13 protein-coding genes are annotated in these 16459 nt (G+C 44.5%); 3 read left to right on the forward strand and 10 right to left on the reverse strand.

The features are described 5' to 3' along the window. Nucleotides 1–81: 81 nt before the first annotated feature. Complete coding sequence (locus tag B5X68_RS25090; protein WP_082217519.1) at nt 82–855, reverse strand: alpha/beta fold hydrolase; 774 nt, start codon at nt 853–855, stop codon at nt 82–84. A 361-nt stretch (nt 856–1216) separates the two neighbouring features. On the opposite strand from B5X68_RS25090, the gene B5X68_RS25095 reads away from it, so the two are divergent. Continuing rightward, nucleotides 1217–2140 (forward strand): alpha/beta hydrolase, encoded by a 924-nt coding sequence (locus tag B5X68_RS25095; protein ID WP_229208560.1) that lies wholly within the window; start codon nt 1217–1219, stop codon nt 2138–2140. Between the two features lie 17 nt (nt 2141–2157). Here the strand turns inward: B5X68_RS25095 and B5X68_RS25100 are convergent, their stop codons facing one another. The 6 genes from B5X68_RS25100 to glpK form a co-directional block, all read right to left on the reverse strand. After that, on the reverse strand, nt 2158–3555 hold the full coding sequence (locus B5X68_RS25100) for an NADH-quinone oxidoreductase subunit N (protein ID WP_082217520.1): 1398 nt from the start codon (nt 3553–3555) through the stop codon (nt 2158–2160). A gap of 8 nt (nt 3556–3563) precedes the next feature. Continuing rightward, a complete protein-coding gene (locus tag B5X68_RS25105) occupies nt 3564–5012 on the reverse strand; it encodes a complex I subunit 4 family protein (protein WP_082217521.1) in 1449 nt (482 codons plus the stop codon). 47 nt (nt 5013–5059) lie between these two features. Continuing rightward, nucleotides 5060–6976 carry an NADH-quinone oxidoreductase subunit L gene (nuoL, locus tag B5X68_RS25110; RefSeq protein ID WP_082217522.1) on the reverse strand — a complete coding sequence of 639 codons (1917 nt, stop codon included), beginning with the start codon at nt 6974–6976 and terminating at the stop codon, nt 5060–5062. Between the two features lie 30 nt (nt 6977–7006). Then, entirely contained in the window at nt 7007–7360 is a 354-nt protein-coding gene (nuoK, locus tag B5X68_RS25115) for an NADH-quinone oxidoreductase subunit NuoK (protein ID WP_026629568.1), read from the reverse strand. A gap of 104 nt (nt 7361–7464) precedes the next feature. Continuing rightward, complete coding sequence (locus B5X68_RS25120; RefSeq protein ID WP_082217523.1) at nt 7465–8274, reverse strand: 3'-5' exonuclease; 810 nt, start codon at nt 8272–8274, stop codon at nt 7465–7467. Between the two features lie 130 nt (nt 8275–8404). Then, entirely contained in the window at nt 8405–9910 is a 1506-nt protein-coding gene (gene glpK / locus B5X68_RS25125; RefSeq protein WP_082217524.1) for a glycerol kinase GlpK, read from the reverse strand. A 106-nt stretch (nt 9911–10016) separates the two neighbouring features. Here glpK and pbpC point away from each other — a divergent pair, with 106 nt between their 5' ends. Continuing rightward, entirely contained in the window at nt 10017–12314 is a 2298-nt protein-coding gene (pbpC, locus tag B5X68_RS25130; protein WP_082217525.1) for a penicillin-binding protein 1C, read from the forward strand. Between the two features lie 2 nt (nt 12315–12316). Here pbpC and B5X68_RS25135 read toward each other — a convergent pair whose 3' ends face one another. The 3 genes from B5X68_RS25135 to B5X68_RS25145 are packed head-to-tail and all read right to left on the reverse strand — an operon-like array spanning nt 12317 to nt 15239. Further along, on the reverse strand, nt 12317–13315 hold the full coding sequence (locus tag B5X68_RS25135) for a M28 family peptidase (protein ID WP_082217526.1): 999 nt from the start codon (nt 13313–13315) through the stop codon (nt 12317–12319). A gap of 2 nt (nt 13316–13317) precedes the next feature. After that, complete coding sequence (gene cysS, locus B5X68_RS25140) at nt 13318–14820, reverse strand: cysteine--tRNA ligase (RefSeq protein WP_082217527.1); 1503 nt, start codon at nt 14818–14820, stop codon at nt 13318–13320. Between the two features lie 32 nt (nt 14821–14852). Then, nucleotides 14853–15239 (reverse strand): DUF5618 family protein, encoded by a 387-nt coding sequence (locus B5X68_RS25145; RefSeq protein WP_082217528.1) that lies wholly within the window; start codon nt 15237–15239, stop codon nt 14853–14855. 185 nt (nt 15240–15424) lie between these two features. On the opposite strand from B5X68_RS25145, the gene B5X68_RS25150 reads away from it, so the two are divergent. Beyond that, nucleotides 15425–16342, forward strand: coding sequence for a PfkB family carbohydrate kinase (locus tag B5X68_RS25150; RefSeq protein ID WP_082217529.1), 918 nt, complete (start codon nt 15425–15427; stop codon nt 16340–16342). Nucleotides 16343–16459: the final 117 nt, after the last annotated feature.

The raw sequence follows: 16459 nt of genomic DNA on the forward strand, positions 1-16459 counted from the left end.
TCAGTTCGTCATTTTTCGAAGCTATAAAAAAACTATATATGTAACAACTTTCCTATCAAAAGAAATTCCCGTTAAAAACACTCAGACAACGGGCACTGAAACGTGTTTTTCCAAAAAGCTTTCCAGTATAACGTTAAATTCGTCAGGTTGTTCCATCATTGGAGCGTGGCAGCATTTGTCTATAAAATGCAGTTCCGAACCGGCAATAAGCCTGTTGAATTCGTAGCCTACATGCGGAGGCGTAATGGTGTCATTCAATCCCCATACCAGCAAAGTAGGAACGGTGATTTCATGCAGGTCTTTGGCAAGGTTATGGCGCTGCGCCGACTTGGCAATGCCCACAATGCTCATACATTTCGGAATGCTTGATGTTGTTTCAAAAACCTCGTCAATGAGGTCTTTTGTAGCAACCTTAGGATCGTAGAATGTATATGCAACCCGTTCCTTAATGTAATCGTAACTCCCACGTTTCGGGAAAGAGCCGCCCATTGAATTTTCAAATAGGCCCGAACTCCCCGTCAAAACCAGTTTGTGAACGTTTTCCTGGTTCTTTAAAGTATATAATAATCCAATGTGCCCTCCCAGCGAATTGCCGATCACGGTCACATTGGTGAGATTTTTGAAGGTAACAAAATCCTCTAAAAATGTCAGAAGCGCGTCCAATCCGGCCTCGCGCGGAGGCAGTTCATAAATAGGAAGCAAAGGAATTATAACGCGGAAACGATTTGAGAAATGATCAATGATGCCGTCCCAGTTGCTCAATGCACCGAAAAGGCCATGCAAAAGCAGTAATGTTTCGCCTTTTCCCTCGTCGATAAACTGAAACCTGCCTTCTGCATGTACTGTATATTTCATTCTGTTATTGTGGATTTATTATGATATGGACCAATTATGACGCATCAAAGAAACTAGTGCATGATTTCCATAAGCTACAAAACTAGTTAATTTTTTTTATTGGTAACAGATATAAAGTAACAAAGCAAATTCTATTTTCTTGTAAATATTATATTAATACTATCAAAACTGGAAACATAACATAGAATGGTGCAATTTGGTTTATACCGCTGCGGAAGTGTCCCGTATTAAGGTAACTTTCCGGTTACAGGTAAAAAAATCCTGTTTACTGCTTCATTGGGGTAAAGACGAGTGTATCCGAAATTTAGTTACATTTTATAGTTATACCGATTAGAAAAAAATTAAAACACAAATAATTAATATGACGCGCCCGGCAGCATTTTCTACAATGTTTGGAATCAGGATTTTGTTATTGGTTTTCTGGATCTTTCCAGCTGCTGCTCAAACAGTAATGCCACTCTATCCCGATAGAATTCCCAATGCGATTGCGGGGCCGGATGAAGAAACCAACAAAGATCAGGTCATCCGAAAAGTCTCCAAGCCAACCTTAACCGTCTTTTTACCTCCTGCAGCAACTGCAAACGGTTCTGCCGTCATCGTATGCCCGGGCGGCGGTTATGGCGTGCTGGTGATGGAATGGGAAGGATACAGAATTGCTAAGGAATTGAACAAATCCGGAATTGCGGCAATTATTTTAAAATATAGGTTGCCGGACGAGAAAATTATGGCTGATAAGTCAATAGGGCCATTGCAGGATGCGCAGCAGGCCATCAAAACAGTCCGGGAGCGTTCGAAAGAATGGAAAATTGATCCCGGCAAGATTGGCATTATTGGATTCTCGGCAGGCGGCCATCTGGCAGCAACGGCAGGGACACATTACGACAGCACATTTATTGACAATCCCGAAAAAACCAGCCTTCGACCCGATTTTATGATTTTGGTGTATCCTGTGATTAGCTTAATGGATAAAATCGGACATAAAGGTTCAAGCAGCAACTTGCTTGGTGCTGCGCCAACCACAGAAAAAGTCAGATATTTTTCGAACGAACTGCAAGTAAAGAAAACGACGCCACCTGCGTTCCTTACGCATGCGGGCGATGACACGGTTGTGCCCGTTTCCAATAGTATTCAGTTTTATGAGGCGCTTATTGCGAACGGAGTGCCTGCTGACATGCATATTTATTCAAAAGGCCAACACGGTTATCCCAAAACCCCGGATTTAAGCGAATGGTTTGGCCGATGCCTGCATTGGATGCAGGTCAATCAGTTTTTGCCTTCGAAATAAAGCATTCTCCTTTTGCTTTATATTAATCCTTCAAACACGCCCGGGGCAAGTCCAAAGAGGATCGTAAGGAATGTGGCAAGCAATAAAATGACCTGATAAAATGGCGCAACACGGATTTTGATCAGATCACCTTCTTTCAGATAAGATGAAATGATGACGCGGAAATAGTAATAGATACCAACAGCGGACATTAAAACGGCAATCACCGTAATCCAGATTATCCCTCTTTCCGCGGCACTGGTGAAGATGAAAAATTTACCCCAGAAACCAGCCGTTAAAGGAATTCCTGCTAATGACAGCATAGAAACCGCAAGCACGAATGCGAGCACGGGGTTTTGCTTAGCCAGACCATTAAAGGCTTCGTAACGCTCGTTAGGCTGCCCTTCGAATGTTTTTTCCTTTGAAACCAAAATTAACACTCCGAAAGCACATATCGTGGACAGTGAATAAGCCAACGAGTAAAATACAATTGCGCTTTGTGAAGGCTTGGTCAATGCGGTTAAAGCAATCAGCATGTAACCTGCGTGCGAAATCCCTGAGTAGGCGAGCATTCTTTTGAAGCTGTTCTGGCTTGTGGCGCCAATGTTCCCGACAAGAAGTGTAAGGACCGCTATGACGGCGATTATGATCCACCAAAAGCCATAGATTTCACTGAATGATGTATTCAACAAACGGAAAAGTGCAGCAAAGCCTGCTGTTTTTACGATAGTTGACATAAATGTTGTAAAAATCGTAGGCGCGCCTTCATAAACATCGGGCGTCCAGAAATGGAATGGTGCGGCGGAAACCTTGAACAACATGCCGATTAGCAACAAAAGCAATCCGGCATACATAAGAAATGGTTGTGTTCCAGCCTGAATGTTGGAAGCGAAGCCGTGAATGTGGCTTAGTTTGAAAGATCCTGTCGCCCCGTAAATCAAGGTCATGCCGAAAAGCATAAAACCGGTTGCGAAAGCGCCCATCAGGAAATATTTCAGCGCAGCTTCATTGGAACGGAGGTTACGCTTGTTGCTTCCTGTCAAAATGTACATTGCAACAGACAGAATTTCAACGCCGATGAAAAGCATGATCATATGCTCAAATCCGATCATCATCAACGCGCCTACGAGCGAAAAAAGCATTAATCCATAATATTCTGCCGGTTCCGAATCCGGGTTGTCCTGAAAACCTCCTGAAATGGCCACGATCATAAAAGCCGAGAGCAAGACAATGCCATTGAATGCAAGCGTCAGATTATCAACACGAAGCATATCATAAAAATACAGTAACGGCCCTTTGTTCCACTCCACGAAATTGCTGGCGATGGCAAGGACAAGGAAAAATAATACGGCAGGAAGTAAAATATTCTTTGATTTCGAAAAGCCCAGAAAGAGGGTTACGACGCCAAGAACAGACAACAATATTATGGGATACATATTTTTACTTAGTTATTAACCATTTGTAAAAGCTGGCTTACAGCTGGCTCTGTTAATTTCAGAAACGTGTTGGGGTAAATGCCAATCCAGAAAACCATGATAACCAAGGGCAAAAGCACAGCGCGCTCACTCATGGTAAGGTCCTGAAAACCTTCAACCCATTTGGAGCGAGGCCCAAACATGGATTTTTGAAACAGGCGCAGCATATAAACCGACCCAAGAATGATGGTAAGACCGGCGATGGCGCCGAGCCAGCCATCATATTGGAAAACACTGGATAACAGCAGGAATTCGCCAACGAAACCGTTTGTCAACGGAAGCGCAACGCTTCCCAGCAGCAATATCATAAAGTAAACGCTCAAATGCGGCGTGCTTTGCGTAATGCCGCCCAGCTGATCCAGATAGCGGGTTTTGGTGCGGGCATAAATAATGTCAATGATGAAGAAAAGACCGATTACATTGATTCCATGGGCAAGCATTTGAATAAGCGCTCCCTGCAAGCCGTTGATCGAATAAGAGAAAACACCTGCGGCCATCAAGCCAACGTGCGCAAAGGACGAGTAAGCGATCAAACGCTTCATGTCGCTTTGCTGAATGGCAATGATAGAACCGTAAATGATGCCGATTACAGAAAGGACCATTGCCATTGTGCCCCAGATTTCCATGCCTCCCGGAACGATCGGAAGTAGAAACCGGATCAATCCATAAACCCCCATTTTCAACATGATCCCGGAAAGCAGCATGGTTGCTGGCGTAGGAGATTCTGTGTAAGTGTCTGGTTGCCAGGTATGGAAAGGGAAAAGTGGCATTTTGATCGCAAAGGCAATGAAAAATGCCCAGAATATGAAGCCTTGTGTTTGCTGCGGCAGTTGTAGTTGGTAAAATGCAGTGATCTCAGAAGTATGCGTGCCAGGTGTTTGGTAATACAAATAAACCAGCCCAACCAACATTAACAAGCTTCCGAAAATGGTGTAAATGAAGAACTTGAATGTTACTTTCAAACGATTTTCTCCGCCCCAGATCGCAGCAAGGAAGTAAACCGGAATCAGCGCAGCTTCGAAAAACAAATAGAATAAAAACGCATCCGTAGCCGTAAAAACACCGATTAATGCTGCTTCCATGAACAGAATCAAGGAATAGAATGAAGCAGGTTTTCTGTAATCGTGATTAAAGGCGGAAAGGATTATAAGCGGTGTCAGAAATGTTGTAAGCAGGACGAGAACCAGGCTGATCCCGTCGATGCCGGCGGCGAAAGAAATGCCTCCTGATGCCAGCCAGGCATACTTGAAACTGAATTGCGTACCCGCAGCCGGATCAAATTGCAGCCAGGTGGCAACGGCAACGCCAAGCACAGCCAAACCGCTCACCAAAGCAACCTGCTTCGCCAGGCGTTCGCCTGATAGCAGCGTAAGAACACCTGCGGCAATGGGTAAAAGTATTAAAAGAAGAGTAAGCATATTTTCAAGTCAACGGTCAGCAACAAATGGTGAACGGATTTTAATGATCAAAGTAAAAGCTTCCAGAATAATATAACCACAATGCCTAAAACCATGGCAAAAACATAGTCTCCTGTGGATCCCGTCTGTGTTTTTTTCAAAAGCCCTGCTAAAAACTGTGTTAATCTGACGAATGCATTTACAACCAGATCAATGAAAAATTCTCCGAAACTGTAAAGGACATTGGATAAGGTTTTGATCGGTTTTACAAACACATTGTCGTAAAGCTCATCCACATAATATTTATTGTAAACCAAACCTTGCAATGCTGATTTTGGCTGAGAGTCGGGCGCTGGAACAGATGCTTTTTGAACATACATCACATAAGCCACCACCGCCGAAACCAACGCTACGGCCACCGAAACGCCCATTAACAAATATTCCTCTGAATGCGAAAGCTCCGTAGGCAAGAAAGCCGCAGGATTAACCTGACGACTTGCATCGTACAATGGGCTCATGAACTCGGCCAGATGGTGCGTGCCGTGCAAAGCTTCCGGAACGCCGATAAAACCGCCTAGTGCTGATAAAACTGCTAGAATGATCAGCGGAATGGTCATGGAAGCAGGCGACTCGTGCAAATGATGCTCCTGCTCGTGCGTGCCGCGGAATGTTCCGAAAAACGTAAGGAAAAGCAGACGGAACATGTAGAAAGAAGTCATTAATGAGCCCAAAACCCCGATTACCCAAAGCAATTTGTTGTGTTCAAAAACATGAGCTAAGATTTCATCTTTCGAGAAAAACCCTGCAAATGGCGGGATTCCGGAAATCGCAATCGTTGCGATCAGGAATGTCAGGAATGTGATCGGAAGTTTTTTCCGCAGACCACCCATGGAGCGGATATCCTGCTCGTCGGACATGGCGTGTATCACGCTACCAGCGCCGAGGAACAACAATGCCTTGAAAAAAGCGTGGGTAATGACGTGGAACATGGAAGCCGAATAAGCCATCGCGCCCAAGCCCATGAACATATAACCTAGCTGACTCACAGTGGAATAAGCCAGCACTTTTTTAATGTCGTTTTGTAAAAGACCAATGGAAGCCGCAAACAATGCTGTCGCCGCACCGATAATGCCGACGATTTCCAATGTAGAAGGAGCCAGCGAATAGAGGACATTGGAACGGATCACCATATAAATGCCCGCTGTAACCATTGTAGCCGCGTGAATAAGCGCAGAAACAGGCGTTGGACCTGCCATTGCGTCTGGTAACCAGGTGTACAACGGAATTTGCGCCGATTTTCCCATTGCCCCAATAAAAAGGAACAATGTAATGGTAATGATCACCGGATCACCGATTTCAAAATCCGTTGCCTTGCTGAAAACCTCCAGATATTCAACTGAACCGAATGTGGAAATGATCGTGAAAATTCCCAATAGGAAACCTAAGTCTCCCACGCGGTTCATAATGAATGCCTTGCGGGCAGCATTGTTGTAATTTGTGTTTTTATTCCAAAATCCGATCAGCAGGTAAGAACACAACCCGACACCTTCCCAACCAATGAACATGATCACATAATTGGAACCCAAAACGAGCAGCAACATGAAGAACAAAAACAGGTTGAGATAAGCGAAAAACTTACCAAAACCTTCATCGTGATGCATGTAGCCGATGGAATAAATGTGGATTAGTGAACCAACTCCTGTAATGATCATCAGCATTAAGAGTGAAAGCTGATCAACCTGGAAGGAGAATGGAATGTTCAGATTGCCAACCGTGATCCAGTCAAATAGCGGCACGATAACCGGCTGACTTCCAGCAGCAATGAACGCATTGAATGTCATCACCGACAGCACGAAACTGCCTACAACAGCCAATGTTCCGATAATGCCGACAGCGCCTTTGGGTATAGTCTTAAATCCAATTCCATTGATCAGAAAACCAATCAGGGGTAAAAGTGGAATCAGAATGAGTAATGATGCAGACATGTTTATTTTTTAATCTTTATTAGCGGATGCTTACCACTTCAATTTGTTGAGAAATCCAATATCCGTATTCCTTGTGTTCCGGTAGATCATTACGATAATCGCAAGTCCCACAGCCACTTCCGCAGCGGCTACAGCCATGATAAAAAACACAAAAACCTGCCCGGAAGGATCAGATCTGTATGAAGAAAAAGCGATAAGGAGCAAGTTGGCAGCATTAAGCATCAATTCAACAGACATGAAAATGATGATCGCATTGCGGCGTGTCAAAACACCGATGATACCAATCACAAAAAGTAAAGTGCTGAGAATGAGATAATGTTGTAGGGGAATATTCTGAATAACCGCTGGTATATTGACCTCTGGAATATTGGGGTTTGGGATCATAGCAGGTTTACCTGGTTGGATATTCGGTTAAAATAGTCAAAAATAGATTTCCGGCAAAAATAGACATAAATCCTACTTACTCAAGTGAGTTGGTAACGATTATGTCAGCGCTGGGTCAATGCCCTTAGTTTAATTTCAGTCAGTTTTCTTTTGGTGTCCAATGGAAACTCGCCTTTCATCATCCAGTCGAAGAATGAAGGCTCGTTTTTCAAAACTTCCACAACGCGTTTTCCATTGTGTTTACCAAAATTGAAAACTTCTTCACCCTTATCATTATAGCACATGCGGCCGGCAAAGTCAATCAATTTGGAAGCGGTTAGCTCGTGCAATGCGGCCACATCGTTTTTGATTGGTTCAGTCTCAACACCATGTGAATCAATGACTTTTACGCCTTCATATCGAGCGATTTGTCCTTGTAAAACTTCAAAAGTCGCAATGGTGTCTGCTTCTGCGCTGTGTGCATTCAGAAGCTCTTTTCCGCAATAAAATTTATAAGCCGCGCCCAGATTTCTAGGTTCCATCATATGGTAAATTCGCTGAGCGTCAACCGTTTTGCGATTTTTTAAGTCAAATTCAACACCAACACGCAGGAATTCTTCCACGAGCATGGGAATGTCAAACCGGTTGGAATTAAAACCCGCCAGATCGCATCCTTCCAGAAATGTTGCGAGGTTTTTGGCAATGCCTTTGAATGTGGGTGCGTCCTTGATGTCCTCGTCGTAAATGCCGTGGATAAGACTACTTTCCAGCGGAATAGGCATTTCAGGATTGATCCTTCTTGTGCGGATTTCAGTTTCGCCGTTGGGAAGTGCCTTTACGACAGATATCTCAACAATACGGTCGCGGACGATATTGACTCCGGTTGTTTCAAGATCGAAAAAAGCCAAAGGCTTTTTCAGACGGAGGGTATGCATAAGGCACTCAAATTTGATTTTCGAGCCGTGAAGTTACGCCTAAACATAAGATAGCGCAAGAAAGAGGTTAGTTTATACAGATTATAAAAAAGTTAAAATTGCGCTATCTTATGTCAGTCGCTAACAATGCCTAATCCATCCAGCCATAAGATTTCGTAACCGCTTTTTGCCAGCCTTTGTAAAATTTATCCCTTGTCTCGTCTTCCATATCCGGGTTCCAGGTGTGGGCGATGGCCCAGTTGGCGGTGAGCTCGTCGGTGTTTTTCCAATAACCAACTGCGAGGCCTGCGGCGTAGGCTGCTCCTAATGCGGTGGTTTCGGCGATGGCTGGCGATACGACCTGCGTGTTTAGAATATCAGCCTGAAATTGCATGAGGAGCTCATTGGCGACCATTCCGCCGTCTACGCGCAGGGAGGAAAGCGCAATGCCTGAATCTTGTTCCATAGCTCTTACAACGTCGACGGTCTGATAAGCAGACGCTTCCAGAACGGCCCGCGCAATATGACCTTTGTTCACATATCGGGTGAGCCCGGCGATAACTCCGCGCGCGTCGTTTCGCCAGTAAGGCGCGTATAACCCGGAAAATGCAGGCACAAAATAGGCCCCGCCGTTATCTTCAACAGTTTGTGCGAGTTGTTCAATGTCGCTGCTCTTTTGGATCAAACCCAAATTATCCCGCACCCATTGCACCAGGGCACCAGTGACAGCGACGCTGCCTTCCAAGGCATATTGAACGGGATTATCGCCAAACTTATAAGCAATGGTCGTTAGCAAACCATTTTCAGAGGTTTTGAGCTCGTCGCCTGTATTCATGACCAGGAAGCAGCCGGTTCCGTAAGTGTTTTTGGCCATTCCCGGCTTGAAACAGGTTTGGCCGACCAAAGCGGCATGCTGATCTCCCAGATCGCCCGCAACCGGCACGCCTGGCAGGATCTCATTGTTTACATAACCATAAATTTCGCTGCTGCTTTTAATGGCCGGAAGCATATTTTCGGGAATGTCGTAAGCAGCGAGCATTTCCTTGTCCCATTGCAATGTTTTAAGGTTCATGAGTTGCGTGCGGCTTGCATTGGTCACATCCGTTACGTGGATGCCGCCGTCGCCATGCGTCCCGCCCGTCAAATGCCAGATCAGGAATGTGTCCATGTTGCCAAAAATGGCTTCGCCTTTTTCAGCATCTTCACGAATTCCTTCCACATTATCGAGCAACCATTTCAGTTTCAATCCACTAAAATAGGTTGAGACCGGAAGCCCGGTAATTTCCCGAAACTGGTTTAAGCCGCCTTCGCGTTCGTATTTTGCGACGAGATCTGTCGTTCGCGTATCTTGCCAAACCAATGCATTATAGTAAGGCTTACCCGTGCGCTTGTTCCAGACAACCGTTGTTTCTCTTTGATTTGTAATGCCAATTGCTGCGATATCCGCTGCCGTTGCCGAAACATTGATCCGTGCAATTGCAATCACTTCCAATGTGTTTTTCCAGATTTCGGTCGGATTATGCTCCACCCAGCCCGGGTGCGGGTAAATTTGCTCGTGTTCCTTTTGTCCAACTGAAACGATATTTCCCTGATGATTGAAGAGTATGCAACGCGTGCTTGTCGTTCCCTGGTCAATGGCGGCTACGTATTTCGACATGGTGGTATTTTGATTGGCTTTTTTTGCAATAAAGTCAGTAATTAGAGAAAATTACCTGATAGGGACAAATCAGAACCCAAAATGAACCCTCACACACATTCGAAAAATGAAGCGTAAATTCAAAATAGCCGGACTGGCTGTGCTGTCAGCAGTATGCTTGTTTTTAATCCTGGATTTCGCCTTCCCCTTTCAGCCCAAGATTAATTACGCAACCCAGGTAACCGACCACAAGGGCAATGTGATCCATGCTTTTTTGAGTAAAGAAGATAAGTGGCGCCTGTATGCAAATGTGTCAGAAATTACGCCGCTGCTGCGTAAGACATTGATTTACAAAGAAGATCAATATTTCTATGCGCATCTGGGCGTGAATCCTTTTGCCATTGTAAGGGCTGGGGTCCGTAACATTTTTACAGGGCGCAGAACTTCGGGTGCCTCTACCATAACGATGCAAGTGGTTCGGCTGATAGAGCCACGCAGGCGGACTTATCTGAACAAAATACTGGAAATCCACCGCGCCTTCCAGCTCGAATTGCATTATTCCAAAGCCGAGATCCTGCAAATGTATCTCAACCTGGTTCCTTACGGAGGTAACATTGAAGGCATTAAGGCCGCTTCGCTGCTTTATTTTGGAAAACCGCCCCAGCTGCTTAGTCTGTCGGAAATTACAGCTTTGACCATTGTGCCTAACCGGCCGTCGAGTCTGCGGCCGGGGACGCGTAATGATGCATTGGTGGCTGCCCGGAATGTGTGGCTCCGCCGGTTTGAGGAAGAGCAGCTTTTTGATAAAAATATCATTCAGGATGCATTGAACGAGCCTTTGGTGGTGAAGCGCTTGCAAGCGCCGAAGCTCGCGCCACATTTGGCATTAAGGCTCAAAAAAGAACATCCAGATCAGCCTGTAATCCATAGCCAGCTTAAAATCCAGCTGCAAAATCAGATTGAGGAGCAGGTTAAAAACTACATTAACCGCCGCAAAATGATGAACATTCACAATGCATCGGTACTGGTGGTGAATAACGAGACTATGGAAGTGGAGGCTTACATTGGTTCGGCGGATTTTAATAACCCCTTCGACGGCGGTCAGGTGGATGGCGTGAGAGCAGTTCGTTCACCTGGAAGCACCTTAAAACCATTGCTTTACGCCACAGCATTTGACCAAGGGTTCATCACTCCGAAAAACATCGTAAATGACGTTCCGAGCAATTTCAGTGGCTATGAACCCGAAAATTTCGATCAACATTTCAATGGTCCGGTTACTGCGGAATTTGCCTTGGCCAATTCTTTGAACATTCCCGCGGTGAAGATCTTGAAAGAAGTAAGCACGCCGGTTTTGATCTCAAAGCTTCGGAAAGCCGGATTTAAGACCATTGATAAACAGGCAAAAGATCTTGGACTTTCTATGATCCTGGGCGGCTGCGGTGTTACATTGGAAGAGTTAACACGCTTATTTGCAGCATTTTCCAATGATGGTGAACTAAAAAAGCTGCGTTATTCCTCAGAAACGCCTTTGGATAAAAAAGGCACGCCGGTCATTTCTCAGGAAGCCGCCTATTTATTAACCAACATTCTCACCCAAATCACACGTCCCGACTTGCCGACAAACTTCGATAACACCTATCATTTGCCCAAAATCGCGTGGAAAACGGGCACTTCGTATGGCAAGCGCGATGCATGGAGCATTGGTTATAACCGCAGATATACAGTCGGCGTTTGGGTTGGTAATTTTTCCGGGGAAGGTGTTCCCGAACTCAGTGGCGCAAATACCGCGACACCATTGCTGTTTTCTATTTTTAATGCATTGGATTACAATTCACCGAAAGGCTGGTACCAAACGCCAGCTAATGTTTCTTTACGAAAAGTCTGTGCAGAAAGTGGCGATATTCCATCCGAATTTTGCACACATCAAATTCTGGATCAATACATTACGGGCGTTTCTGCTTATAAGAAATGTCAGCATTTGCGATGGGTTTTTACAGATAAATCTGGGAAGATTTCTTACTGCACGTATTGTATTCCTGAAAATGGTTTTGAAAAGCGAGCTTATGCCAATCTGGCGCCGGAATTAATTGCCTATAACGAGCTGCAAAAAATCCCTTACCAAAAAATTCCGCCGCATAACCCTGATTGTGAGCGCGTTTTCCACGAAGGCCCGCCGTTGATCGTGAGCCCGAATGATGGTAGCGAATATTATTTGCGGCCCGACGAGCCGCAACAGATTCAGTTGGGTTGCCAGACTTCCAATGATGTACAGGAAGTTTTCTGGTATATTAATGACAAACTAAGCAGGAAATCGGTCCCGCATGAAAGTGTCTTTGTGAGCCTTCCATTAGGCCGGGTCAAAATTTCTTGTAGCGACGATAAGGGCCGGAATTCGAATATCTGGGTTACCGTCAAAAAGCTGTGAAATTAAAGTGCTTCGCCTTCCGCTTCCTGATATACAACCTGGATTAATGTCTGTCCAACCGCCTTTAAAGTCTTAGGATCAATGTGTTCCATTGTATCGTCCGTGGTGTGCCATTGGTCAAAAAACGTTTTTGACATGTTATTCGGCTTGGTGTGAATGATATCGATCATCGGGATTTTGGCGATTTTATTAACGGCCACGTGGTCATCGGTTATTGACCCACCTCGGTCGTCGATGAAAATATTGCTGTAACCAAGTCTGCTGGCCGTATTCCAAACGGAATTGACAACGCTTCCGGCTAGTTGAACGGAATGGCCTTCCTTAAAAAAAGTTGCGCCTTTTGCACCCACCATATCCAGCAAAATTCCAAAGTAGGCAGTGTAATTTGGCGTATGCTTATTTGCTGCCCAATATTGTGAACCAAGGCAGTAGCCACCATATTCATCCTCAGCTTGCTCGGAATTCCCCCAATCTTCCATGTCGAAAAAAACAATGTCGACGCCGATTTCAGGAGTGGTTTTTTGCATGGATAACACCCGCGCAACTTCCAGCAATATGCCCACGCCGCTCGCACCGTCATTGGCCGCCAGCACAGGCTTGTTCTTTACTAAGGAATCCTGGTCTGAGTAAGGTCTTGAATCCCAGTGCGCTGCAAGTAAAAGGCGTTTGGAGGCCTTGGGATTGAAGCTGCCGATAATATTTCTGCCGTTCAGGATTTTATTATCAAATGTTGTATCCTTAAAAGCCTGTTCAATAACCTGAAGACCGTAGCTTTTAAGTTTTTCCGCTATATAGTCACCACAAGCGTCATGCGGTTTCGTATCAGGGACCCTCGGACCAAAATCAACTTGCTTCTGGACAAATGTATAAGCCGAATCTGCATTGAAATCGGGGCTTTTGACAAGAGCTGGTGCCTGCTCGGCGGCTTGTTCTGTGCTGTCTTTGGTTTTGCAGCCATAAGCCAGCATGAAGACAAACATTAATATTGATAACTTTTTCATATTTACTCTTCGTAAGCCCAATCGATCCGCACTTTTGTGTCGCGTATCACCAGTCCCTGATTTTTGAAGTAAGAACGGATCTCGTCTACTTTTTCGTAGTTCATTGATAATTTATATTCCCTATATAGTTTCAGCATGCCATCCAGGATCGCATAACCTTCACTTATTTCTTCCTTTAAGCCCAAGACATCCTCAAAGAAAGTAATGAAATTATCTTTCAATGCATGAAAGGTCTCTTCACCAAGTGCCGCCGTTTTCAGCTGGCCCATGTTGAGCATATTAATGTATTTGAGCAAATTAAAGAGATTCGCGAATGCGACTGACGTGTTAAGATCATCATTCATGGCTCCGTAAAATCCTTCAATCGCCTTGTTGATCTCAATTTGTTTGATCTCGTCAATGCTTACGCCTTCTTCTAGTGCATAGGAAAGCAATTTGGCGTTTCTCAGACCATTTGCGAGTTTTTTATAACCCTTATGCGCAGCTTTCAATGCTTCATTCGAAAAATCGAGTGTGCTGCGATATTGGCTTTGCAACATAAAAAACCGCACCGTCATGGGGCTATAAGCCTGGTCCAGCAAAGGATGGTTTCCGGAAAACAGCTCGGCTGGCAGAAAGGAATTGTTGAGTGATTTGGACATTTTTTGACCGTTCACCGTCAACATATTGGTATGCATCCAGTAACGCACCGGCTCCTCATTCGTAAGCGATTTGCCTTGTGCGATCTCGCATTCGTGATGTGGGAATTTCAAATCCATTCCACCGCCATGAATGTCAAATTGTTTGCCTAAATACTTGCCACTCATGCAAGTACATTCCAAATGCCAACCTGGAAAGCCCATTCCCCAGGGCGAATCCCATTGCATAATGTGCTCGGGGCTGGCCTTTTTCCAAAGTGCGAAATCCAGCGGATTACGCTTTTCAGCCTGTCCGTCAAGCTCACGTGTTTCGTTTAGAAGATCTTCAATAATGCGGCCCGACAGTTTGCCATACTCATTCCCGTCAGCCTGATATTTGTTGATATCAAAATAAACAGAGCCATTGGATTCGTAAGCGGCGCCTTTTCCTATCAAAGTCTTCACTGCTTCGATCTGTTCGATCAAATGACCTGTGGCTGTTGGCTCAATGCTCGGAGGAATTAAATTAAATGTGGCCGAAACGTCGTGAAAATCATTGGTATAGCGCTGCACGATCTCCATAGGTTCAAGCTTTTGCAGCTTTGCCATTTTACCAATCTTGTCTTCTCCCACTTCCCCGTCACCGACTAAATGTCCTACATCCGTAATGTTCCGCACATAGCGGACCTTGTAGCCGATATGCGTAAGATATCTGTAAAGAATATCGAAAGATAGAAACGTGCGGATATTTCCTAAATGGACATTATTATAAACCGTGGGACCGCAGACATACATGCCGACATAAGGAGGGGCAATAGGAACAAATACATCCTTTTTACGGGTAAGTGTATTGAATATTTTAAGCGGCTGGAAAGTTTGCGCGGTCATCTATGTTTTTACTTTCTTAAAAACTGATTCAATTAATGTTCTTTCTTTTCAAGGCGGGTTTCCACCCAACTTATGATCTTTTCTGCTTCTCCAAGTCCTACTGAGGCTAACTTCGCACTTTTGCTGCCTTGGTAACCCATATCAATATGTAAAACCTGATAAGCAGTTGTAAACTTGGCCAGCAAGCTCTTGTCTAGTTTGCTGAGCTCCATTTGATACCACTCTACGCTTTTGGGAGTCTTTCTATTTTTTTCTCCCAGTAATTCGTTCAATGCTAATAAAATGCCAGTGTAAGCAGTGTGTCCGGCGATCTTGACATATTTTTTGTCATGGTAAATTCCGTCCTGCTTCTTAGCATTATTACTCAAAAAGTCTTTGGCGTTGTCAATGTGCCTTCTGGCTTCGCTGATCGCTTCCATAGTAATGTGTTAGTGGTGAAAGTGGTAAATTTTACAAAAATAGCAAATAACCAATGATTGAGTTAAACAGTTTGGCATAATAGAATGGGGTGCCGACGCTATTCGGGCGTTTTGATTATCTTCGCAGCGCTTTTACTAGGAAGGCCCAGTTTGAAACTATCTTAAAATCAATACAATACTTATTTATGAGTTTATTAACCGTAGGATCTGTTGCATTCGATGCGCTTGAAACACCTTTTGGAAAAACAGATAAAATTATTGGCGGTGCGGCCACTTACATCACACTAGCAGCATCATATTTCACCAAAGAAAACAATCTCGTTGCCGTTGTCGGTGGCGATTTCCCGGATGAAATGATCTCCCTTTTGCAGGACCACGGCGTTAATACCGAAGGACTTGAAATCGTGAAAGAAGGTAAAACTTTCTTCTGGTCGGGGAAATATCACGAGGATATGAACACCCGGGACACCCTGATTACGGAATTGAATGTAATGGAACATTTCGATCCCATTATTCCGGAATCTTACCAGGGAACGACATTCCTGATGTTAGGAAACACTGTTCCGGCGACTCAGAAACTGATTATCGAGCGCATGACATCCCGTCCCAAGCTGATTATGCTGGACACAATGAACTTGTGGATGAACATTGCAATGGACGATCTGAAAGCGGTTTTGAAAATGGTGGACCTGATCACGATCAACGACGAGGAAGCTCGTCAACTTTCAGGCGAATATTCGTTACGGAAGGCAGCGAAGAAGATCATGGAAATGGGCCCGAAAACATTGATCATTAAAAAAGGAGAACACGGTGCGTTGTTGTTCCAGGGCGAAAGGATATTTTTTGCCCCGGCATTGCCATTGGAAGAGGTTTTTGATCCAACCGGAGCTGGCGATACATTTGCAGGCGGGTTCATAGGTTACCTGGCTAGCACAGACGACATTTCTTTTGAGAATATGAAGCGTGCCATTATTTATGGATCGGCAATGGCCTCATTCTGTGTTGAAAAGTTTGGAACAGAGCGTATTGTAAATCTGACACAGGAGGAAATCAATGCCCGCGTTCAGGATTTTGTGAATTTGTCAAGCTTCGAAATCCAATAATTACCCGTTTTGAAAGTTTATGAGTCTATGAGTTGAGAAGTTTTTATTCTTACTTGTAGACTCGTTTTTTATAAAGCCCTTATGCTTAGCAAAGCCACAAGCCTCCTTTTACTATCA

The sequence above is a fragment of the Dyadobacter psychrophilus genome, assembly GCF_900167945.1.
GTDB classification, from domain to species: Bacteria; Bacteroidota; Bacteroidia; order Cytophagales; family Spirosomataceae; genus Dyadobacter; species Dyadobacter psychrophilus.